Source organism: Pseudorhizobium marinum (genome assembly GCF_000705355.1).
Classification (GTDB): domain Bacteria; phylum Pseudomonadota; class Alphaproteobacteria; order Rhizobiales; family Rhizobiaceae; genus Neorhizobium; species Neorhizobium pelagicum.
Genome location: NZ_JMQK01000013.1, coordinates 65,728 through 87,267, shown reverse-complemented (window position 1 = coordinate 87,267; position 21,540 = coordinate 65,728). Strand labels below are relative to the sequence as shown.

Below are 21,540 nucleotides of genomic sequence, written 5' to 3'. Positions count from 1 at the left end.
GTTCGGCTCAAGCTTTCGCCGCAAGGCGCCGTTCCAGGCGCGCGGAAAACCAGGTACCGGGGTAGATGAGAACGAAATAAATGACGGCGACTGTCGTCAGGATTTCGAGCGGGCGATAATAGGTCGAGCTCAGCAGACGTCCCTGATACATGAGTTCATGCACGGACAGGACGGAGGCAAGCGACGACATCTTTGCCACCTCGATGGCGCGATTGGTAAAGGCTGGCAGCATCCGCTTGAACACCTGGGGCAGAATGATGCGACGCAGAATGCGCGAGTGGCGCATGCCCAGAGCACGCGCACCTTCCCATTGACCCGGTGCGATCGACTGAATGCCGCCACGGAAAATTTCCGCCGAATATGCAGAGGTGTTGAGCGTGAGGCCAAGAAGGGCGGCGGCGAAAGGCGACAGTTGCAGGCCGATGATGATCGGGAAGGCATAGAAAAACCAGATCAGCTGGATTAGCACCGGCGTGTCGCGAAAGAGTTCAATGTAGGTGAGGCTTACAATGCGCAGTATTGGGTTCTTCGCCAATCGGGCAAGCGCCAGAAGGAAGCCTGCCGCCAGGCCGATGAGGATGCTCGGGATCCAAAGCTCCACGGTCAGCGATAGGCGGTCAGGCGCGCTTCGGCGATCCGCGCCAGCGTGCTCGCGGTGACAAGCAGGACGACATACATGAGTGCGATTGTCGTATAGACCTCGAGCGGGCGGAATGTCTCGCTGTTGACCAGCATGGCCTGATACAACAGGTCGGCATAGGCGAGTGTCGAGGCGAGCGCCGTTGTCTTCGTCAACTCGAAGGAACGCTCCACGAAAGGTGCAAACATGCGCGTCAGCGCCTGGGGCAGGATGATCCGGCGCATCATTTTGGAGTGCCGCATGCCAAGCGAGCGGGCACCTTCCCACTGTCCCTTCTCGATCGAGACGATGCCGCCGCGAAACACTTCCGCATAGAACGCACCTGATTGGGTGGACAAGGCAAGGACTGCGGCGACGAAAGGATCAAGGCTCACATTCGCCAGTACAGGCAAGGCATAATAGAACCAGAAGAAATGGATGATGGGCGGCGTGTTGCGGTAGAACTCGATGAAGACGGTGGCTGGCACAGACAGAAGGCGTCGCGGCGACAGTTTCAGGAATGCGAGCAGCAAGCCGATCACCACGCCCAGGACAATTGAGATACAGGCGATCTTGATGGTGTTGACGAGGCCGACTGCTAGAATATCCCACCGGGACCAGACGCCGGAAAAATCCCACTGATAATTCATCGTAAAGAAATACCTTCGATCGGTACCGGGTGATCGCAACGCCTTGGCCGATGGCCTTCGACTTCGTCAGCGAAGGGATGCGACCGGAGAAACAGATGAGCCTCCGGCCGCAGGGCAAGACCTACTGCCAGGCTTCCTTGATGAGGCCCGGAATCCCGGTCGGGTCGATGGTCTTCGTCTTCAGATAGGCCTCGAACACCTGGTTGGGAACGCCGTCCTTGTAGAGTGCGGCGAACTGTTCGCTGACAAAGTCCCGGAACGAGGAGTCCGCTTCCTTGCGCATGCCAGCGCTGGTCGGAACGGGATTGACCGGTGTCGGTAGAATGACCTTGCCGAGCTTCAGGCGCGAAAACTGGACCACCAGCGCAGGGTGGAACTGCACGACCGCATCAACGCGCCTTGCCGCAAAGGCAGCGATCGCCTCGTCATTGTTGGAGAAGCGGCTGATTTCGGCATTCTTCGCCATCTCGGTGATGTTCTTGTCCAGCGACGTGCCAAGCGTTACGCCGATGCGGGTCCCGCTCTTGTCGAGATCGTCCCAGGTCTTGACGTCGGAGTCCTCGGAGACGAGTGCGCCCATGGCGTAGTAGAACAAAGGCGCCTCGGGGAAATCGATCGCCTTCCTGCGCTCTTCGGTCGGGTCGAGGACGAACATGAGGTCGATCTGGTTCGCCTGGATCGCAGCCACGGCATTGGCCCAGGTGGTCTCGACGGGCACCAGGGTGACACCAAGCCTTTCTGCAAGCTTCTCGCCCATGGCAACGCCGACACCCGTCCAGACTTCCGTCATCGGGTCCTTGAAGAACCAGGGTTCGGCCGAGGTTACCCCGATACGAAGTTCATTGCTCTGCTTGATGCGCTCGAGCGAGGACGCATCCTGGGCGAAAACCGGCATCGCGCCGGCGCCGAAGGCGAGGCCGGTCAGGGCGAGAAGGGTTCTGCGTGTGATTGTCATGTCTTAATCCTCTGGGTTCTTGGACCGATTGCAAGGCCTGTGCGGCTCTTATTGTTGTTGGAACTTTGCAAGTTGCGCGGCGCGGTTGGCTGCTGCCGCTGTGGTTTGGATCAGGAGATGGGGAAGGGCATCGGGGGCGTCGAGCACGGCAAGTCCGGCAGCCGTCGTGCCTCCGGGGCTGGTGACGGCATTCTTCAGTTCCTCGGCAGAGCGTGGGTCCGTCTCGAGCAGACGGGCGGCGCCGATTATGGTCTGGCGTGCAAATTGCGCTGCGGTATCGCTGGTAAAGCCCATCGCCTCGCCCGCGCGTTGAAGGTGTTGCGCGAAAGCAAAAACATAGCCGGGGCCGCTGCCGGTCACGCCGGTGGCAATGTCGATTTCTGCCTCGTTGGCGAGCCAGCAGAAATGCCCGACGGCGCCGAATATGCGCTGGACTGTCCGCCGGTCCTCGCTCGCAAGCGTTTCAGGCTCGCCATAGCCGACACTCATGGCCGCTGCGGCCAGCGCCGGCAGGTTGGGCATGACGCGTACGAGCCGTGCGGCAGACGTCGCTGCGACGCGCAAGGCGGCGATCGGGATGCCGGCGGCAATCGAGATGATGAGGGCTTCCGCGAGGTGGCGTTCGGCCGAACGAAGTGCGGCAGTGACGTGCTGTGGCTTGACCGCAAGGATGCCGACGTCGAACGACCGCGCTCCCAGCTGCGCAAGATCGGCGACCACGCGCACCCGTGATTGCGGCCCAAGCAGTTCCCGTGCCCGATCGAGGTTCGGATCGACAGCCGTGATGTCGACATCCGGCATCTGTGCGACGGCGCCGGCTGCAATGGCTGCGCCCATGTTGCCGCACCCGATCATCAGAACGGAGAGTTTGCAATTGTCCGCCTGCGTCATTGCGCGGGTGCCTTCTCCGCGGCCATTGGCTGCCGCGACGTCAAAGCCTGGCCAAGCAGAAAATCTTCCGTCTGCTGACCGCCACGTGCCATGTGGTTGCGGATCTCGCTGCGCATTGCCTCGAAGTCAGCGCCGAGGGCATTCTTCACATAGCTGTCGTGCCCCTCTCTGCGGGGGCCGCGAATACCGTGCGCGCGGTGGTGGGCCGCCCAGTAAAGCTGCAGGCGCCCGCGGATGCTTTCCCAGGTCTTCAGGAGGAGTTTGTGACCGGATGCCTCGTAGACGAAGCCATGCAATTGCAGCTCGGCTTCGATGCTGGCGACATCATCCTGATGATCGATGCAGCGGGTCAGTTCGGCATGGCGGACATGAAGACCATCGTGAAAAGCAGCGTCACGCCGGTCCCAGATCAGTTCGAAGGCAAAGATCTCGAGGTTGACGCGCATCGAATAGATTTCGCGAATATCATCTACCGACAGGTCCACCACATGGGTCCCGGTATAGGGCACGGTGACCAGCAATCCTTCATCGATCAGCTGGCGCATAGCCTCCCGCAGCGGCCCTCGGCTGACGCCGAACTGCTCCGCGAGACTCGATTCGGTCACCTGCGCGCCGGGAGCGATATCACCGCTGAGGATGGCGCCGCGTAAGCCGTCGACAATATGTGCCCGAAAGGTCGCTTTCGGCACCCGGAAAACATTTTGCGAAACAGGGGCGGCCACGTCAAACTCTTTGCCGGTGATCGATTGTCGACAATCAACCATGGCTATTTTCCGGAGTCAAGCGTCGCAGATGCGCATGCGGCGCAACAGCCGGCCAGTGCGCCAGATCCGCCGTGAAAAGCCCTGCGGCCACGGCTGAAGGGGCAAGGCCATCGGCCAATCCTGGACGTATTGCGAGACAAGGGGGGGCGTAGCTGCCGCCTTCTCCTGCCGCGATGCCGCAATGCGCGCGTGGTTTTGACCGGACGGCGTGAGGGATCTCTGGTCAAGGCACCGCGGCCAAGCCGCCGCACCTAAGGTGTCCATTCCGGCTCCATCTCGGGAACGCCTTGCTCCTGGAAGGCCTGTGAGAGGCAGATAAACGGGGCTACTTTGGGATGGGGGAGCCTTGGCCGTATGGTGCAGGTTGACCAAAAAATTCCTTGCGGATGGTGATCTCGGTTTCGCTGTCGAGCACGATATGCAGTGTTCGGATCATGTCGGCGGCGTCAAGAAGCGCAGCCTTTGCTCGCATGGCTGTCGCTTCGCCTCGACAAAGGCTTCCCTGCACCGCCTGCAGATCGACCAGGCCGTCGGCCGCCGTCCTGCTGCTGGGGATGCCGACGGCCTCCCGCATGTCCCGGATGGTGACGACTGCGCGTTCCAGCAACCCGCGTTTTTCCCGGTCATGCAGACGATCCACCTCATTTGCCGCGCGGACCAGTTCGGTAATAAAGTCTGTGGTGGTACTCATTCAAAGGCTGCCCATACGTCTGGTTGTATCTCGACTCCATCATCGGCTGTGGCATGATGATTTGGGGAGCGGGGGATGTCAAAGCAGGGTCGACTGGGCTGGATTGTTGCCGGTGTCTTGGCTGTTGCATGGCTCGGCTCGCGAGTGGAACGCGATGTGCCGGAGGTTCAGCCTCCTCCAGCTTCATTGATGAGCCACCCGGCCGAGCCTGTGCCAGGAATTTTCCCACCTGCGCCGCCACCTGCTCGGCTTCCCGCCCACGACCCCACACCGCGGGTTCCCGCTTTCCCGTCGCAGCAGCCAGAACGCCTCTACGCCACCGCCAACGTTCGCCTCAGAGCCGGCCCGTCAACGAGCGCAGCAATCGTCTGGACCGTGCCGAAAGGCGAGGCGGTGCTATCGCGTGGGCGCGATGGAGAATGGCACGAAGTCAGCGCGCTTTCCCACGACGGCTGGATCCGTGGAGATTTCTTGAGCAGGAGCCGACCTGCCATCCAGGAAGAGCCTGCGGTGCGATACGCGCCTGCGGCACCATTCGTGCGGCAGGTCCCGGCGCGACCGTCAGGGTCGCCACTGCGGGATCCCTATATCGGGACCTGCGACTGCCCCTACGATTTGATGCGGAATGGACGCCGCTGCGGCGGTCGCTCCGCCTATGACCGGCCAGGGGGACGCAGCCCGCAGTGCTATTTCTGAGGCAGAAGCCGTCGCACACCTTCATCGAACGTCGTCATTCCTGGCCCCATGGATCTGTGCCATCAGCATGCAGGGCCGCTACGCTGGCCAGTCGTGCAGCCGGTGAGGCGGACGGGCAGTCACAGCGACGGTCGGTCCCGGTTGCGACCGATGGCCGCCGCGATGCCACTGTCCTCTTTTCTGTGATGGCCCGTGTCGACAATTCCCGTTCCCGACCTGCGGTCGGCGCTTCCCAGCTTCCGCCTTCTGATCTCCCGGCTATCTTGTCGTTGGCGGCACAGGCTCCTTGGGCCACGGCTGCGCTTTGGAAAAGGCCGAGGTGGCTGTTCAGGTGCCTGTGAGATCAGGTCGATGTGGCTGAGGGCTGGTCGAACTCCCTGGCCAGTTTCTCGCTGTCTTCGACGGATGAAGTAAAACGCGCGATCGAGAAAGGCGCCATATCGACGGGCACCTCCTGGCCGTGGATCTGCAGCGCCAGGCATTCTCCGACCGCCGGCGCAATCTGGAAGCCACCGCCGCTGCCGCCGAAGGCATGAAACAATCCGGTTGTCGTCTGGCTTGCGCCAACGGCCGGCAGCATGTCGGGCAGATAGCCCTCAACGCCGGACCAGACCCTGATGATCTCGGCGTTGCGCAAGGCTGGAACGTGCTTTGCCACGGCCCGCATGCCGTTGAGGATCTTGTGGGGCGGGACGAAGGTATGCCGCCCATCCTGGTTTGCGTGCGTGCGTGGGTATCCTGCGAAGATGAAATTTCCCCGCGGGACCTGGCGCAGGATCATGTCACCCTCGATCGCATAGACCGAGGGACGCAAAACATAGGGTAGGGGTTCTGTGACAAACTGCGGGGGCCCGGCGGACATCAAGGGAACCGGTTCACCGAACTGGGCGCTGATGGCGCCTGCCCAGCCACCTGCCGCGTTGACGAGAACCGGGGCCGAGATGGGGGGCAGGGAGGGACCGCTGACGGTGAAGTGCGTCTGGCTCCGGTTGATGTCCGTGATTTCGCTGCGCTCAAACAGCACCCCGCCGCTTCGGATCATGGCGCGCACCACGGCTGGGGTCGCAATCCTCGGATTGGCCACGGCGCATCGCGGCGAATAAGAGGCGATCAAACTCCCGCCCGAGAGCCAAGGCAGATGGAGGCCGATCTCCTCACCCTGCCAGACCTCGATCTCAAGGCCGCCGGCGCGCGAACTGGCCGCATATTTCAGGAGCCGCTCGCGACCGCCTTCGCTATGGGCGAAATAGACCATGCCGTTGCGATCATATTCGCATGTTTCTCCGATCAGCGTATCGAAGGTCTCCCAATGATGCTGCGCCATCAGCGAAAGCGGATACTGCTCGCGCGAGCGGCCCTGGAGGCGCAGGCCCCCGAAATTGGCGCCGCTCGACTGCGCTCCGACCAGCCCCCGTTCCACCAGGGCGACACGCTTGCCCAGGCGGGACAGAAAGAGTGCGGTGAAGCTGCCGAATAAGCCGGCGCCGATGATGATCGCGTCAAAACCTCTGCTCATCCTTCGGTCCCGTCGACAACGGCGCTCGCAACCGGAATGGGACGCACGGGCGCCTGGGCGCGCAGCCTGCCGACATCGGCAAGCGACGCGCCGCAGGTTGCGGCCGTCAACTCCTGCAGCGTTGGCCCGCAAAAACGTCCCTGGCAGCGGCCCATGCCGCAGCGCGTGACGGCCTTGACCCGGTTGATCTCGACCGGACCGGCAACAGCTGCAACGGCGGCGCGAACCTCTCCTGCAGTGATCCGCTCGCAGCGGCACACGATCGCATCGTCGGGAAGGGTCGAGGCGGCATCTTCCGGCATGGGAAAGGCAATCGCCAGGTGCGCCTGAAACTGGCGCAGGCGTCCGACCTTGCGGCGCAGCCTTGCGGCCTCGCGGCCTGAAGACGGTTGCCTGGCGACGTGGTTCTGGCGCTTTTCGATCATCGAGAGCGCTGCCAGTCGCCCGCTGAGGGCGGCGGCCAGCCGTCCGCCCGTGAGCGCACCGTCGCCTGCAAGCCACAGACCGTCACCGGCGCATCCATCCCTGTCGATGACCGGAAACCAATTGCGCAAAGCGGCATCGAACCGGAAGCGGGCGCCGGCCAGTTCCGCAAGCTGAGTTTCGGGCCGAAGGCCGTAGCCGAAGGCCAGCGCGTCGCAGTCGATCGTTTCCAGGTTTCCGCCTCGGTGACGGATCTCGATCGCTTCCAGCCGGTTGAGGCCGACGGCGCGAACGAGCCTTGCCCCCTTGATGCGGCGGACCTTGTGGCGTGCAAGCTCCAGCAGGAGCCCCAACCCCTCGAGCGAGGTCGCAGGTGACGAGAGAGCCATTCCGATTGCGGCGCGCCATTTGGCTGCGGGGGGTGCCGTATCGACGATCGTCACGTCGCGGGCACCCATGCGCAGATATTGCGCGGCCGCCAGATAAAGAAGCGGCGACGCGCCTGCCAGGACAACACGTCTGCCGATGAAGGACGAGTGCTGCTTGAGCGCCACCTGTGCTCCACCCAGGGAGAAGACGCCGGGCAGCTCCCAGCCTGGGATCGCCAGGATGCTGTCGGTTGCGCCGGTCGCGATCATCAACTGGTCATAGCGGAGGCTCTCGTGAGCCCCCTCACGCAGGATCTCCAGCTGGTTTGCGAAGACGCCCCAGACGAGACTGCCGGGTCGCCAGTCGCAGGCGGCAAGGACGCCGTCTTCAACCGCTTCACGGGCGACGGTGTGACGGGCTGCGCGCCTGCCCATGAACGTTCGGACATGCGGCGCCATTGCCGCCGACAGACGGCGCGTGCCCTGACCGCCGGGCCGCAAGCTCTCGTCGAGAACGATCGGGCGGAGCCCGGCCTCCAGGAGCGCTGCCGCGCAAGCCAGGCCTGCAGGTCCGGTGCCGATGATCACGGGGGGCAGGATGCAGGTCACGTGCTTTCGTCCTCGATCGGGGCGCGGCGACAAAGGGTGAGGCCCGGGCGAACCTGCGCCATGCAGGCGCGCAGTCTCTGTCCCGAGGTGGTCCAGAGGGTGCAGTCCTGGCAGGCGCCCATGAGGCAAAAGCCCGAGCGGTCGGATCCGTCGAACTCTGAGCGTCCGGTCATGTGCCCCGCCAAAAGCAGTGCTGCAATCACTGTCTCGCCAGTGCAGGCGGGAACGGCGATCCCGTCGAGGTGAATCGTCGTGTCGGGCCTTCGGGCAGCGGCGGGATAAAACAGCGGAGCATCAGATCGCATCAATGGGTTACCGTTATGCAATAATCACTATTGCATATTAGGAGGGCAATCCGGAGGATTGTCAATCTTGGCGCTCCCAGCGCGCCTTGGCGCTAGCTGAACGAAATTCCCCGCGCAGCGGCGATAATCAGCTTGGGGAAGGTTTCCAGCACCTCATCGCGTGTCTGCCGGGCCAGCGGCACGGCAATGCTGACAGCCGCTGCGACTTTGCCGTCAGGGCCCAGGATCGGGGCCGCCACAGACGCATCGCCATGGTAGATTTCCTCGAACGCAGCCGCATAGCCTGAGGCGCGCGCCTGGCTCAGCCGGTTGAGGATATCGTCGATATCGGTGGGCGTTGCGGGTGTGTGACTGCGCAGGTCAGAGCGCGCGAGGATTTCGCGCGCGTCCCCCTCGGGAAGCCGCGACAGAATCGCTCGGCCTGGCGACGTGCAGTAGGCGGGCAGCCGCGAGCCGGTGATCACGTCGGTGTTGAGGGACTGCCGGCTGAGAAAGCGGCACACGAAGACGATTTCGGTCCCGTCGAGTACGGTGAGGCTGACCGCTTCTTCGGTTTCCTTGCTCAGATGCTGCAGCACCGGCATGGCACGATCGACCAGTCGCGAGCCGCGGGTATAGTGATAGGCCAGATCCAGTGTCTTGATCGCAAGCTCGAACTGGCGCGTCACCGGGTCCTTGTTCAGGTACCCCAACTGCGTCAGGGTATGGGTGAAGCGCTGCGCCGTACTCACGTCCATACCGGTCAATTGCGCGATCTGTGACAGCGTCAGCGCGCCGCGACCCTTGTCGAAGACATTCAAGACCTTGAAGGCCTTCGCGACAGAATTGACCATCAAAGGCTCCGCACGCTTGGCGGGGGGCTTTTCGTTTTCCATCTTCTCAACCACTAACGTTCCTGTCTGCGCTTCGTCGCCTTCAGGCCGAGGCTCTTTGGCCACCTGTAACCAGTTCCGCCGCCTCTGCAAGATTGCACAGGGGGTGTCAGGTTTGCGCTGCGATTGGCGCAAATCATCGCCAACACAAATTTCAGCTTGACCTGAAGCACAATCGGGCACCATCATTCAATAATAGTTATCGCAATGCAATAGTGTGAGGGTGGATATGTCTGAGTTTGTGCTTGTGGAGACGATTGGCTCGGTTCGGAAGTTGACCTTGAACCGACCGGAGAAGCTGAACGCATGGAACACGCCCATGCGCGATCAGCTGATCACTGCGCTGGAAGCTGCAGAAGCCGATGCCTCCGTACGGGCGATCCTGCTGACGGGCGCCGGCGACCGTGCATTCGGAGCCGGGCAGGATTTGTCGGAAAGCAAGGGCTTTGACGCCGATCGGGCGGAAAGCTGGATGGCGGAGTGGAAGCGCCTCTACAACCTCTTCCGATTGGGATCCAAGCCGATTGTTGCGGCATTGAACGGCCTGGCGGCGGGCTCTGCCTTCCAGGTGTCGCTGCTTTGCGACCTTCGGGTTGCCCATGCGGGCGTCAAGATGGGGCAGCCGGAGATCAACTCGGGCATTGCGACGGTGACCGGCAGCTGGATCATGCGCGAGTTTCTCGGCCTGGCCCGGACCATTGATCTCACCTTGACCGGACGGATGCTGGATGCGCAAGAAGCCTTCTCCTTTGGCCTGATTTCACGCCTCGTCGATCAGGATCAGGTTCAGTCGGAAGCTTTGAAGCTTGCCGAGTTTCTGGCGGAAAAGCCTCCCGTTGCCATGCGGCTCAACCGCCAACGCTTCGCCGAACTGACGCAGGCAGGCTTTGAGGACGCCATGACCGCAGGCGTCAGGATCCAGCGCGAGGCCTACGCTTCCGGTGAGCCGCAAGCAATGATGGAGAAATTTCTGGCGGTGCGCGCGGCACGCAAAGGCTGAGAACTTGCGCTTTGGCGGCTTCGCCACAGCGCCAATTATCGAGCGCCGATCAACGGCGCCGGATGAAAAAATCAACAGAGGAGAATGAATATGAGCAAGTCCAAATTCATGACCATGTCGCGCCGCAGCCTGCTGGCTGCCGGGGCCGTCACTTTGGCCATGCCGATGGTCTCTCGGCGCGCATGGGCCAATGATTCGCTCGTGGTTGCCGATCCCGGTGGTCCTTTCACCGAAGGGTATCGTAAAGCCTTCTACGAGCCGTTCGAGGCGGCGACCGGCATCCGCATCAATGGCGTCGCCCGCGACGCCGAACCCACCGCTCAGTTCAAGTCTATCGTCGAGACGGGCTCATATATCTGGGACGTTTGCACGCTGACGCTCTCGGCGCGCTTGATCCTGGAGGAAGAGGATCTGCTGGAGCCCCTGAACCTGGATCCGGCAAAGGTCGCCAATGTCATGCCGGAAGCCGTGCATCCCAACATGCTGGGCACGGATGTCTATTCGACCGTCCTTGCCTATAACACCGACACGATCGCGCAAGCTCCCACCGGCTGGGACGCCTTCTGGGACTCCGATCGCTTCCCGGGCCGCCGGTCGCTTCGCAAGAACCCGATCGACACCCTGGAGATTGCCCTGATGGCAGATGGTGTCGCGCCAGCCGATCTGTATCCGCTCGACGTCGACCGGGCGTTTCGCAAACTGGATGAAATCAAGAACCGCATCGACGTATGGTGGACCGGCGGCGCGCAGTCGACGCAGCTTCTCGAAAGCGGTGAAGTTGACCTGATCGCCGGCTGGAACGCGCGTTTTCAGGCGGCAATCGACAATGGCGCCCCGGCAAGCATTGTCTGGTCGGGTGGTCTCTACTCGATCGAAGGCTGGGGTATTCCAAAGGGCAATCCCAAAGCCGACCTGGCGCGCGAGTTTGTCGCCTTCTGCGCCCAGCCCGAAATGCAGGCAAAGTTCACCGACGATCTGGCCTATGGTCCCACCAATCTCAAGGCCTATGACCATATCTCGCCCGAGCGTGCAGCGATCCTGCCGACCGCGCCCCAGAACCTGAGCATGATGTCGCTGGCGTCCGAGCCATTCTGGAAAGCCAACCGTTCGCAGTTGACGGAACGCTTCAACGGTTGGCTGCTGAGCTGAGCCATTGCGCTCGCCGGGGGCCTCGTGCCTCCGGCGGCGTGCAAGATCATAGGGATGGCATGCCGAAGCAGCCGATGGGCCGGCGCACTGCAATTTGGTTTTTCAGGAGTGACGATGAAAGCGGGAACCGGTGAGAGCAAGATCGTGCTCGAAGGGCTGTCCAAACGTTACGGCACCTTCACGGCTCTGGAGCCCATCAGTCTCACAGTAGAGGAGGGCGAATTCCTCACGCTGCTGGGACCGTCGGGATCGGGCAAGACAACCTTGCTGCAGATGATCTCCGGGCTCGTCGATCCAACCGCGGGCCGCCTGCTGGTCAATGGCGAGGACTGGACGCACCGCCCCGTCAATCAGCGCGGCATGGGAATGGTGTTCCAGCACTATGCGCTGTTTCCGCATATGACGGTCGCAGAAAACGTGTCCTTCCCGCTCGAAATGCGCAAGCTGCCCGCCAGGGACGTGTCTGCGCAGGTCGAAGAGACGCTGCGAAAGGTCCAGCTCGACAGCTTCGCCCACCGCTTTCCCAGGGAGCTATCGGGTGGTCAGCAGCAGCGCGTCGCCCTCGCGCGCTGCTTCGTGTTCCGCCCCAAGGTGATCTTGATGGACGAGCCGCTTGGCGCGCTCGACAAGGCGCTTCGCGAGCACATGCAGCTCGAGATCCGGCGCTTGCACAAGGAATATGGAACCACCGTCATCTATGTGACCCACGACCAGGAGGAAGCGCTGGTGATGTCCGACCGGATCTGCGTGATGAATCACGCCCGCATCGAACAGCTCGGCGCCCCCCACCAGATCTATTCCGATCCCGAGACCGTTTTCGCTGCCGGCTTCATCGGCCATTCCAACGTCTTGAAAGGCACGCGACAGGCCGTCGAGGGGGCAAGTGCCGTGATCACCACGGCCAACGGCACCTTCACCGGCCGTTATACCGCACGCGATCAGGCGACCACAGAGGTGGCTCTGGTGATCCGGCCGGAACAGATGCGCCTGGGACAGGCACCCTCCAGCGAGTTCGAGGGGGTTCGCGGCCGGTTGACCGACCTCGTCTATCTCGGATCGGAAAGGCGCCTTCTGATCACGCTTGGCGATGGCGAGACGATCATGCTGCGCCACGATCCGTCGGCCGGCAGCTTGCCGTCGATTGGCGACGAGGTCGCAACCCATTGGCCAAAAGCGCTGGCGAGGGTGGTGGCATGAGCGTGGGCGAGGCTGTTTCCGCGCGGCGCGGGTTCCAGTTTGGGCCGCTGTGGCTGGTCTTGCCGGCTGTTGCTCTGCTGGCTGTCTTCTTCGTGTTTCCCATGGGGCGCCTGTTCCTCTTGGGAATTCAGGACCCGGCCACGGGCTCGTTGACGGGAGAGCATTATTCTCGCGTCATCGACACCCCGGTTTACTGGCAGATCCTGGCCATCACCTTCCGGATCGCGATCGTCACGGCGCTGTTCTCGGTGCTGCTTGGCTATCCGCTGGCTCTATGGCTGTCGCGGATGCAGAACCGGCGGCAGGCGATGCTGGTGCTTCTGGTGCTCTTGCCGTTCTGGACCTCATACCTTGTCAAGACCTTCGCGTGGATGATCCTGCTGGGCCACCGGGGCGTCATCAACAGCGTGCTCATGAACACTGGGGTGATCGATCAGCCGTTCCGGCTGATGTACAACGAGCTTGGGGTCATCATCGGCATGGTGCATGCGATGATGCCGCTGGCGGTCTTGACCATGCTCCCGGTCATGAACGGGATCGACCAGCGCCTGACGCTGGCGGCCAGCACGATGGGCGCCAGCCGGTCGCAGAACTTCTGGCTGATCTACTTTCCCCTGTCGGTTCCCGGAGCTGCAGCGGCAGGGCTTTTGACCTTCATCACCTCGCTTGGCTTTTTCATCGTGCCCGCCTTTCTGGGCGGACGTGGGCAGACGATGCTGGCGCAGGCCATCATCACCCAGGTCCAGGAACTGGTGAACTGGTCGTTTGCGGCGGTGCTGGCAAGCCTCCTGGTGGTGACGGCGCTCATCTCGATCTGGATCTACAACAGGCTGTTCGGCCTCTCGGTGATCTCCGGCGGCGATGTCAGTGATGACCGACCAGGGCGCAGTGGGTGGTTGCGCGCCACCGGTCAACGGCTGCTGCGTGCCATGGTCTGGATATCGCGCCCCTTCGATCGGCTGCGCGCACCTGGCGGAACCGGCAACAGGACATTCAGCCTCTACCCGATCTTGGCCCTGGCCTTCCTCGTCGCGCCGATATTTGTCGTCTTCCCGATTGCCTTCACGTCTGCAAGTTCCCTGCAATTCCCGCCGCCGGGCTACTCGCTGCGTTGGTTCGAGCAGTATCTGAGCTCGCCGGTCTGGATCTCGGCGACGATCCGGTCCTTCGGCGTGGGTTTTGCAACGGCGTTTTTCGCCACCGTGATCGGCGGTCTGGCGGCCTTGGCTCTGGCGCGCTCGCGCTCGGCGTGGAACGGCCCGATCTTTGCGCTGATGCTGGCACCGATGATCGTACCTCGGATCGTGATTGCCGTCGGGCTCTTCTACCTGATGGCCGAAATCGGCCTGGTGGCGACGGATGCGGGACTGGTCATCGGTCACACACTGCTTGCGATCCCGTACTGCTTCATCACCATCGGCGCCGTGTTGAAGAGCTACGACTGGAGGCTCAATGAGGCTGCCGAGACATTGGGGGCGGGACGTCTGACGGTCATGCGACGCATCACCTTGCCCCTCCTGCGCGGCGGCGTGATTTCGGCGGCTCTGTTTGCCTTCGTCACATCCTTCGACGAACTGACCTTGGCCATCTTCATCTCCGGCGGGCTCAAGACAACGTTGCCCAAGCAGATGTGGGACGACATGTTCCTGCAACTCAACCCGACCCTGGCGGCGGTATCGGTCGTCGTTCTCCTGGTCGTGACGTTGATCCTGCTTGTCGCCCAAAAATTTCAAAAGTAACCGCGAAAGACCCCCTGCTGGGTCGTCTGCGAAAATCAAGGTTCTTCTACCCATGCAAATCCAAGGATTGGCAAATCGCCTGCAAGACCTCGGCAGCGAGAATCCGGAGCGTCTCTTCGCCACGATCGACGGACAGCCCCTGACATTCCGTGCACTTGCCAACGCCGCATCCGCAGTCGCCGATCGCCTACACCGCCGGGGACTTCGTCGCGGCGATCGAGTCGTGGTGATGATGGCCAACAGCCCGGCCTCGCTCGCACTCATTCACGGGCTGTTGTGTGCCGGCATCGTATGGGTGCCTGTCAACCCGGCTCTGGTCGGTGAGGCGCTTTCGCATGTGATCCGCACGACCGAGCCGGGCCTGCTGATCTGCGATGCCGGGTTGGAGGCCTCTCTGGCCGCCTGCCAGGAGGCAAAGAACATCCCCGTCGAGGTTATCTCTGATCGGGGACTGCCACCCTCCAGCGGCCCCTTTGACGGCGCGTTTCCCAAGCCCCGTGATCTCGCCGCGATCATGTTTACCTCCGGCACGACGGGGCCTGCCAAGGGCGTCATGGTCAGCCATATGATGCTGGAGCTGGCCGCCGAAGCGGTGTCGCTGTGCGCCGCCCTGGTGCCTGGCGACAACCTGTTCATGTGGGAACCCTTCTACCACATTGGCGGCGCGCAGGTGCTGCTCCTGCCGTTGGTGCGCGACGTGCGGCTGACGATCTCCGATCGCTTCAGCGCCTCTCGCTTCTGGCAGCAGCTGACCGAAAGCGGCTGCACCCACATCCATCACCTGGGCGGCATCATCCAGATCCTTCTCAAGCAACCCGAGAGCGAGTGGGAGCGACGCCATGGCGTCCGGATCGCCTGGGGCGGCGGCTGTGCCCCGGAAGCCTGGGCGCCTTTCGAGGAGCGGTTCGGGGTACAAATCCGCGAGTGCTACGGCATGACGGAATGCTCCAGCATCACCAGCTTGAACGACGAGGGCGTCCTCGGTTCGGTTGGGCGGCCGATGCCCTGGTTCGAGATCGACCTCATCGACGAGGACGGTCGGGTTCTGGGACCAGGCGAGGGGCGTGGCGAGATCGTCGTGCGGACCTCTCTGCCGGGAGCCATCACCGAGGGCTACTACCGCAATCAGGAGGCGACCGCGAAAGCCGTGCGCAGCGACGGTTTCCACACCGGCGACCTTGGCTCCTGGAACGACGATGGCATGCTGTTTTTCCACGGCCGCATGACCGATTCGGTGCGCTGCAAGGGCGAGAATGTCTCGGCCTATGAGGTCGAGAGTGTCGCGAGCCGACATCCCGACGTCTTCGATGTGGCCATGATCGGCGTCCCGGCGGAGATCGGTGAGCAGGACATCCAGCTTTTTATTCAGCCGCGGCCGGGTTCTGATCCGGATCCCGCCGAGATCTGGCGCTGGATGGTGGACCATCTGGCTCCCCATCAACGCCCGCGCTATATCGTCCTGTTAGCCGATTTTCCGCGCACGCCCAGCCAGAGGATCCAAAAACATCTGCTGCCGCGGGACGCCAATGGCCGGTGGGAAGCGCCGTCGAGCCGCACGCATGCAGCAAGGGGAGTGGCCGCACAATGACCTGCGATATCCTGATCACCGGAACGGGCATGTTTGCCGGCCGGATCGCGCTCGACATTGCCGCCACCGCCAAGGATCCGGTGAGGGTCCTGATTGCAGGACGAAACCGAATGCGGCTGGACTGGCTGCGAACGGCGGGCAATGCGCGCGCCGCGATGTTCGGCACGCCTGCGCATTTTGCCACTCATCCAATCGACCTGCTCGAGGCGGGAGCCAGTGAGGCGCTCATCGGCGAGCATCGTCCGCGGCTGGTGGTCCAGGCAGCCTCGATCCAGACCTCGGCGGTGATCTCCGACAGTGGCTCTCGCTGGACCGACCTGGTCGCGCAGGGGGGGCTGAGTGCCACCGCCGTCTTCCAGGCGCTGATCTCGGCCCGCATGGCTGCGGCGATCAGTGCGCTCCAGCCCGACATCCAACTGATCAACTGCTCGTTCCCCGACGTCGTCAATGGGATGTTGGTGGCGATGGGGCACAATGTGCTGTGCGGCACCGGCAACGTGGCCATCCTGTCGAATATCTTTGCCGGGGAGCGGCCGGCTGCTGGCGACGGCAAGCTTCGGGTTCTCGCGCACTATCAGTGCCTTGCTCCCTGGCGGTTGCCCCCGCAACAGCGGGTCGGCACGCTGGCGCCGCGGGTGTTCATCGGCGACGAAGAGATCGCCGATCCGTTCCAGGTTTTTGAGGGCTGCCAGCTGACGCCGGAACCTGCCATCGAAATTTCCGGCGCATCGGGTGTGACGCTGATACTGGCTCTGGCCTCGGGGCGGGCTTGGGAGGGCCATGCGCCTGGCCCGAACGGGCTGCCCGGCGGCTACCCCGTGAAACTGGTCGATGGCCAATTGCAGGTCGATCTGCCAAAAGGGCGCAGCCTGACGGATGCGATCGCCTGGAATGCGGCGTTCGAGGCGCGCAACGGACTGACAGTCGACGGCACTGCCGCGCGTTACCACGGCCGCTTGCGAGAGCTCCTGGAGGAAGAGGGGTCTGTTCACGCTGCAGGCTTCGAGGTGGGCGATCTGGAGACTGTATGCAGCGATCTCCTCCGTCTGCGGGAGGATCTGTCGCAGAAGCCGAATGTCCGTCATTCAGCTTGATAAACGCACAGCACCTGGAACCAAGGGTATCGGCAGAGCCGACCGTCGCACGGAGGTCTGTCGGATAGCGTTCAGGAACGTCTCCCCTCCATAGGCCAGATCCGGGTATTTGGTCTCGCCACCCTCAGGGACCAGTGTCGCACGAAAAGAGCGGCCCGCAGGCCCGCGCATTGGATAGCGAAGGGGAAAGGTGAGGGCGCCGGCCCGGCAGACGATCATGGTTGGCAGCTATGCACCTGGCCCTTGCCCGTTCTGTCAGTTGATCCTCCTGCCGGAAGTCGTGTCAAAGAGGTGGATTGCGTCCATGTTCGGGCGGACATGGATCGGGTCAGCGACCTGGATAGCCATCGATCGCGCAAACTCTACACTCAGCATACGCGGCTCGCCGATCTCGACATAGCCATAGGTCTGCCCTCCGAGGCGCTCGGCGACGGCAAGTTCGCCGCTGAACCAGGCCTCTTCCTTCGAGCAGGTGATGAGATCCTCCGGGCGGATGCCGAAGGTGGCAGCCCCTTGGGTTACCGCGCCGCCGGACAATCCGGTCAGTGGCAGGAGTTTCTCGCCTAGGCGTATCGCCGCGCCGCCCGGACCGGAAACCACCTCTGCCGGCATGGTGTTCATCGTTGGACTGCCGATGAAGCGCGCCACGAAAAGGCTTGCAGGACGATGGTAGAGGTCGAGCGGGGCGCCGATCTGCTCGATCCGCCCGGCGTTGAGCACCACGATCCGATCGGCCAGCGTCATCGCCTCGACCTGATCATGTGTGACGTAGACCGTCGTCGCCTTCATACGTCCGTGCAGCTTGGCGATTTCGAGACGCATTTCAACGCGCAGCGCCGCATCCAGATTGGAGAGCGGTTCGTCGAAGAGGAATGCAGACGGCTCGCGTACGATCGCACGGCCCATGGCGACGCGCTGACGCTGGCCCCCGGAGAGATGAGCGGGGCGGCGGTCAAGGAACGGCTGGATCTGGAGGGTGCCGGCAACCCGGTCGACGCGGCTGTCGATCGTAGCCTCGTCAGTGCCGCGCATCTTGAGGCCGAAGGCCATGTTCTCGCGCACACTCATATGCGGATACAGCGCGTAGTCCTGAAAAACCATGGCGATATCGCGCTGTGATGGAGGAAGGGCATTCACCACTGTTCCACCGATCTCCAGGATGCCGCCGGAGATGTCTTCAAGCCCGGCGATCATGCGTAGAAGGGTGGACTTGCCGCAGCCGGATGGCCCGACAAGCACCAGGAACTCTCCACTTTCGATGTCGATGTCGAGATCATGAATGACCTGAAGTGCGCCATAGGTCTTGCGGATCTGCTTTAAGGCGATTGCCGTCACGAACGTTTCCTCCTCAAGGCGATGAGGCCTTGACCTCCATTATCGATATCAATATTGATAATCGCAGAGATGATGATTGGCAACTCCAAGAGTGCGTGATGACGGAATCACTTACCCCACCCAGCGCCCGTATCGTCGGCAGGCCCGCTCGGTCCGCGGCCACATTCGATGCTCTCAAGCGCGACATCATGCTGGGCGTTCTGCCGGCTGGCGCCGCTCTGACGGAACTGGATCTGGCGGCGCAATTCTCCTGCAGCCAAGGCACGGTACGCGAGGCGCTGCTGCAGCTGCAGGAAGAGGGATTGGTGCGCCGGCAAGGGCATCGTGGGACGCAGGTTTCGGTCTGCACGGAAGCCGAAGCGGTCGAGATGTTTCGGGTGCGCCAGCAAATTGAATGCAACGGCATCATCCGGGCCCTTCAGACCCCCAGCCGAATGCTTGTCGGCGACCTGAAGGTCCTGTTTGCCAAAATGCTTGAAGCAGCAAGCGCCGGAGATGAGCTGGAGCTGGCCTCTTTCGATCGTGATTTTCATCGTCGCATCTTCCTGGACGCACAGCTTCCTGCACTGGATCCAATCCTGCATCGCTGTCTGGTTCACAACCATCGGTTCAAGATTTCGCGAAGCACGACGCCGCGCGACCTCACCGCCACGGCACAGCGTCACAGCGTCATCATCGAGGCGATCGAAGGCGGCGATGTGGGGCGAGCAAGCGAAGCGCTCCGCCACCATATCGCGACGATCGTCGATCTCGGCCCCGATGTCTTTCCGGAAGCCAGCCAATGAGCGCGCGGCCCGGCATGGGGCGGCTGACGCCGGAAATGGCGGCGCTGATGGCGCGGATGGCAGCCGAAACGGGGTCGCAACCGGACCCGACGACCATGCCTGCGGCCGAGGGGCGGGCCCAGACAGAGGAGGGCAACCGACGCTGGAACGCTGACCTGCCACCGATGGCGGCCGTCGCCGAAGCCTTCGTCGAAGCGGATGTCAGGCTCGGTTCTGAGCGTGTGCGCCTCAAGATTCTTGTGCCGCCTGACCCTGGCAAGGGCGCAATCCTGTTCGTGCACGGCGGCGGCTTTGCGTTTTGCAGCCCCGAAAGTCATGAACGCTGCGCCCGCGTACTGGCGCTGGAATCCGGTCTGCCTGTAATCTTGCCGGACTATCGTCTTGCCCCTGAACATCCGTATCCGGCTGGCCTTCGGGATGTCATGGCATCCATCAAGCAGGCGCTTGCGGTATCACAGCCTCATGGGGTTAGACCCGGACCTGTTGTTCTCTCGGGGGACTCGGCGGGCGCAAACCTCGCACTTGCCGCCTTGCTGCACGGGGAGGCAAGTGAGTATCCAGCCATCGCCGGTGCTCTTCTCTTCTACGGTACCTATGCCGTCGATTTTGCGACCGTGTCCTACCGCATCTTTAGAGACGGCCCTGGCCTGACGACATCGAAGATGCAGCGCTACTGGCACTGGTATGCCGGCGACCATGCTGTGTCGGGCGATCTGCTCGCTTGTCCGCTTCTGGCATCGGATGAAGCCCTCAAGGCTCTTCCGCCGCTTTACCTGATGGCAGCGGGCGTTGATCCGCTGCTGTCCGACAGCATCACGCTGCACGAGCGCCTGCAGCGTTTGGGGCGCAGGGAGACGCTGACGGTCGTGCCGGGTGTCATCCATGGTTTTCTGCAGCACACGCTTGATCTGGCCGCCGCGCGGGAGGCGCTGGCGCAAGCAGGGGCCGAGGCCAGAAGGATGGCCAGCCCGGACTGAATTCGATTCTTTAAGGAGGAGGAGAAGACAATGAAAATCTGGAAAACAATGGCATTGGGTGCCGCACTGGCGACATCGCTTCTGGCAAGTACCGCTTCGGCGGAGACGGTGCGCTTCTGGTATCACTTCGACAATCCGGAAAACCCGATGGACGATCTGGTGGCCAAGTTCGAGGCGGCCAATCCCGGGATCGAGGTCGAAGCCGAGAATGTCCCCTGGAACAGCTACTACGACAATCTCTACACCGCCCTCGTCGGCGGCAATGCGCCGGATGCCGCCATGGTCAAGCTGTTTGCGCAGCCACGGTTGGTGGAAATGGGTGTCCTGGAGCCCCTGGGAGCGCGTCTCGATGCCTGGGCCGGCAAAGCCGACCTGCTGGACAATCTGCTGGAGATCAACAAGGGGCCGGACGGGCAGCAGTACTATCTGCCGATCCAGTATGTGGTTCTCTATCTCTATTATCGCGCCGATCTCTTCCAACAGGCAGGCCTGGAGCCGCCAACGACCTGCGAAGACTTCAGGGACGCAGCCATCAAGCTCACGAAGGCGCCGGAGACCTATGGCTTTGGCCTGCGCGGCGGTAAGGGCGGCTGGGACCAGTGGGGTGCGTTCGTGCTGTCGCAGGGTGCGAAGCTGGAGGCGGGTGGCCTGACGACGCCGGAAGCGATTGCCGCCAACCAGTGGCTGGTCGACCTCTTCCAGAAGGACAAGGTGATACCGCCGTCGGCGCCGAACGACGGCTTTCAGGAGATCATCGGTGCCTTCAAGAATGGTACGACGGCAATGACAATCCATCATATCGGTTCGTCCAATGACATGGTGGAGGCGCTGGGGGACAAGGTGTCGGCGGTGCCGGTGCCCGAATGCGGCGGAGGTCGCTGGACCTCCTACGGCGACGAGTCGCTTGCGATCTTCTCCTCATCGGATGTCAAGGACGCGGCCTGGAAATGGATTTCTTTCCTGGCAGAGGGGCAAAACAACGTCGAGTTCAACAAGGCCACGGGTCAGATGACGGTGACCAAGAGCGGCTCGCAAGACTGGACACTGCACGAGCGCCGCTTCGTGGACGCCACGGTTCAGTCGCTGCCGTTTGCTGAGGTCCTGCCGCAGAGCACGGCCACCTCGGAGTTCGTCAACACGGCCTGGCAGACGGCGATGCAGCGGGCCTTGACCGGCCAGATCAGCTCGAAAGAGATGATGCAGGAGCTCGAAGCGCTCTTTGCGCAGCAGTGATCCTTGCTGGAGCGGGCCATCTTGCGGTCCGCTCCAGCCTTCCATCGCCAAATTAGGCACCAGGCGAACATGACCCTTCTTGCC

General features: G+C 62.6%; 21 protein-coding genes. 10 read left to right on the top strand and 11 right to left on the bottom strand.

Annotation, left to right across the window (positions count from 1 at the left end; all coding sequences use genetic code 11):
* Positions 1-7: 7 nt before the first annotated feature.
* The 6 genes from EO99_RS0116205 to EO99_RS0116175 all read right to left on the bottom strand — a co-directional run bounded on the left by EO99_RS0116205 (position 8) and on the right by EO99_RS0116175 (position 4,570).
* Entirely contained in the window at positions 8-601 is a 594-nt protein-coding gene (locus EO99_RS0116205; RefSeq protein ID WP_235776844.1) for an amino acid ABC transporter permease, read from the bottom strand.
* A gap of 2 nt (positions 602-603) precedes the next feature.
* Positions 604-1,269, bottom strand: coding sequence for an amino acid ABC transporter permease (locus tag EO99_RS0116200; protein ID WP_029619670.1), 666 nt, complete (start codon positions 1,267-1,269; stop codon positions 604-606).
* Positions 1,270-1,390: 121 nt separating this feature from the next.
* Positions 1,391-2,224 carry a transporter substrate-binding domain-containing protein gene (locus EO99_RS0116195; RefSeq protein ID WP_029619669.1) on the bottom strand — a complete coding sequence of 278 codons (834 nt, stop codon included), beginning with the start codon at positions 2,222-2,224 and terminating at the stop codon, positions 1,391-1,393.
* 48 nt (positions 2,225-2,272) lie between these two features.
* A complete protein-coding gene (gene proC / locus EO99_RS0116190) occupies positions 2,273-3,079 on the bottom strand; it encodes a pyrroline-5-carboxylate reductase (protein WP_268871305.1) in 807 nt (268 codons plus the stop codon).
* A 32-nt stretch (positions 3,080-3,111) separates the two neighbouring features.
* Positions 3,112-3,879 (bottom strand): GntR family transcriptional regulator, encoded by a 768-nt coding sequence (locus tag EO99_RS0116185; RefSeq protein ID WP_081852090.1) that lies wholly within the window; start codon positions 3,877-3,879, stop codon positions 3,112-3,114.
* 325 nt (positions 3,880-4,204) lie between these two features.
* Complete coding sequence (locus EO99_RS0116175) at positions 4,205-4,570, bottom strand: hypothetical protein (protein ID WP_029619665.1); 366 nt, start codon at positions 4,568-4,570, stop codon at positions 4,205-4,207.
* A 75-nt stretch (positions 4,571-4,645) separates the two neighbouring features.
* On the opposite strand from EO99_RS0116175, the gene EO99_RS28465 reads away from it, so the two are divergent.
* Positions 4,646-5,266 (top strand): SH3 domain-containing protein, encoded by a 621-nt coding sequence (locus EO99_RS28465; protein ID WP_210165084.1) that lies wholly within the window; start codon positions 4,646-4,648, stop codon positions 5,264-5,266.
* Between the two features lie 343 nt (positions 5,267-5,609).
* On the opposite strand, the gene EO99_RS0116170 is transcribed toward EO99_RS28465, so the two are convergent.
* The 4 genes from EO99_RS0116170 to EO99_RS0116155 all read right to left on the bottom strand — a co-directional run bounded on the left by EO99_RS0116170 (position 5,610) and on the right by EO99_RS0116155 (position 9,362).
* Positions 5,610-6,782, bottom strand: a complete 1,173-nt coding sequence (locus tag EO99_RS0116170) for an NAD(P)/FAD-dependent oxidoreductase (protein WP_029619664.1) — start codon at positions 6,780-6,782, stop codon at positions 5,610-5,612.
* On the bottom strand, positions 6,779-8,182 hold the full coding sequence (locus tag EO99_RS0116165; RefSeq protein WP_029619663.1) for an NAD(P)/FAD-dependent oxidoreductase: 1,404 nt from the start codon (positions 8,180-8,182) through the stop codon (positions 6,779-6,781). The genes EO99_RS0116170 and EO99_RS0116165 overlap by 4 nt, the downstream gene beginning before the upstream one ends.
* On the bottom strand, positions 8,179-8,487 hold the full coding sequence (locus EO99_RS0116160; protein ID WP_051679906.1) for a (2Fe-2S)-binding protein: 309 nt from the start codon (positions 8,485-8,487) through the stop codon (positions 8,179-8,181). The genes EO99_RS0116165 and EO99_RS0116160 overlap by 4 nt, the downstream gene beginning before the upstream one ends.
* Before the next feature lie 92 nt (positions 8,488-8,579).
* Complete coding sequence (locus EO99_RS0116155; RefSeq protein WP_029619661.1) at positions 8,580-9,362, bottom strand: IclR family transcriptional regulator; 783 nt, start codon at positions 9,360-9,362, stop codon at positions 8,580-8,582.
* 226 nt (positions 9,363-9,588) lie between these two features.
* Here EO99_RS0116155 and EO99_RS0116150 point away from each other — a divergent pair, with 226 nt between their 5' ends.
* From EO99_RS0116150 to EO99_RS0116125, 6 genes are all read left to right on the top strand, one after another.
* Positions 9,589-10,359: an enoyl-CoA hydratase/isomerase family protein gene (locus EO99_RS0116150; RefSeq protein ID WP_029619660.1), complete on the top strand. Its 771-nt coding sequence runs from the start codon at positions 9,589-9,591 to the stop codon at positions 10,357-10,359.
* Positions 10,360-10,449: 90 nt separating this feature from the next.
* Positions 10,450-11,508: an ABC transporter substrate-binding protein gene (locus EO99_RS0116145; RefSeq protein ID WP_029619659.1), complete on the top strand. Its 1,059-nt coding sequence runs from the start codon at positions 10,450-10,452 to the stop codon at positions 11,506-11,508.
* Positions 11,509-11,622: 114 nt separating this feature from the next.
* Positions 11,623-12,705 carry an ABC transporter ATP-binding protein gene (locus EO99_RS0116140; RefSeq protein ID WP_029619658.1) on the top strand — a complete coding sequence of 361 codons (1,083 nt, stop codon included), beginning with the start codon at positions 11,623-11,625 and terminating at the stop codon, positions 12,703-12,705.
* A complete protein-coding gene (locus EO99_RS0116135) occupies positions 12,702-14,444 on the top strand; it encodes an ABC transporter permease subunit (protein ID WP_029619657.1) in 1,743 nt (580 codons plus the stop codon). Before EO99_RS0116140 ends, EO99_RS0116135 begins: the two co-directional genes overlap by 4 nt.
* A gap of 67 nt (positions 14,445-14,511) precedes the next feature.
* The gene (locus EO99_RS0116130; RefSeq protein ID WP_235776843.1) at positions 14,512-16,032 is read left to right on the top strand and encodes an AMP-binding protein; all 1,521 of its coding nucleotides are present in this window, start codon (positions 14,512-14,514) and stop codon (positions 16,030-16,032) included.
* A 29-nt stretch (positions 16,033-16,061) separates the two neighbouring features.
* Positions 16,062-17,126, top strand: coding sequence for a hypothetical protein (locus tag EO99_RS0116125; protein WP_235776842.1), 1,065 nt, complete (start codon positions 16,062-16,064; stop codon positions 17,124-17,126).
* 255 nt (positions 17,127-17,381) lie between these two features.
* Here the strand turns inward: EO99_RS0116125 and EO99_RS0116120 are convergent, their stop codons facing one another.
* Positions 17,382-18,461: an ABC transporter ATP-binding protein gene (locus tag EO99_RS0116120; RefSeq protein ID WP_029619654.1), complete on the bottom strand. Its 1,080-nt coding sequence runs from the start codon at positions 18,459-18,461 to the stop codon at positions 17,382-17,384.
* Between the two features lie 98 nt (positions 18,462-18,559).
* On the opposite strand from EO99_RS0116120, the gene EO99_RS0116115 reads away from it, so the two are divergent.
* From EO99_RS0116115 to EO99_RS0116105, 3 genes are read left to right on the top strand one after another with little or no spacing between them, the layout of a single operon-like run.
* Complete coding sequence (locus EO99_RS0116115) at positions 18,560-19,246, top strand: GntR family transcriptional regulator (RefSeq protein WP_029619653.1); 687 nt, start codon at positions 18,560-18,562, stop codon at positions 19,244-19,246.
* Positions 19,243-20,223 (top strand): alpha/beta hydrolase fold domain-containing protein, encoded by a 981-nt coding sequence (locus EO99_RS0116110; RefSeq protein ID WP_051679905.1) that lies wholly within the window; start codon positions 19,243-19,245, stop codon positions 20,221-20,223. Before EO99_RS0116115 ends, EO99_RS0116110 begins: the two co-directional genes overlap by 4 nt.
* A 30-nt stretch (positions 20,224-20,253) precedes the next feature.
* Complete coding sequence (locus EO99_RS0116105; RefSeq protein WP_029619651.1) at positions 20,254-21,456, top strand: ABC transporter substrate-binding protein; 1,203 nt, start codon at positions 20,254-20,256, stop codon at positions 21,454-21,456.
* Positions 21,457-21,540: the final 84 nt, after the last annotated feature.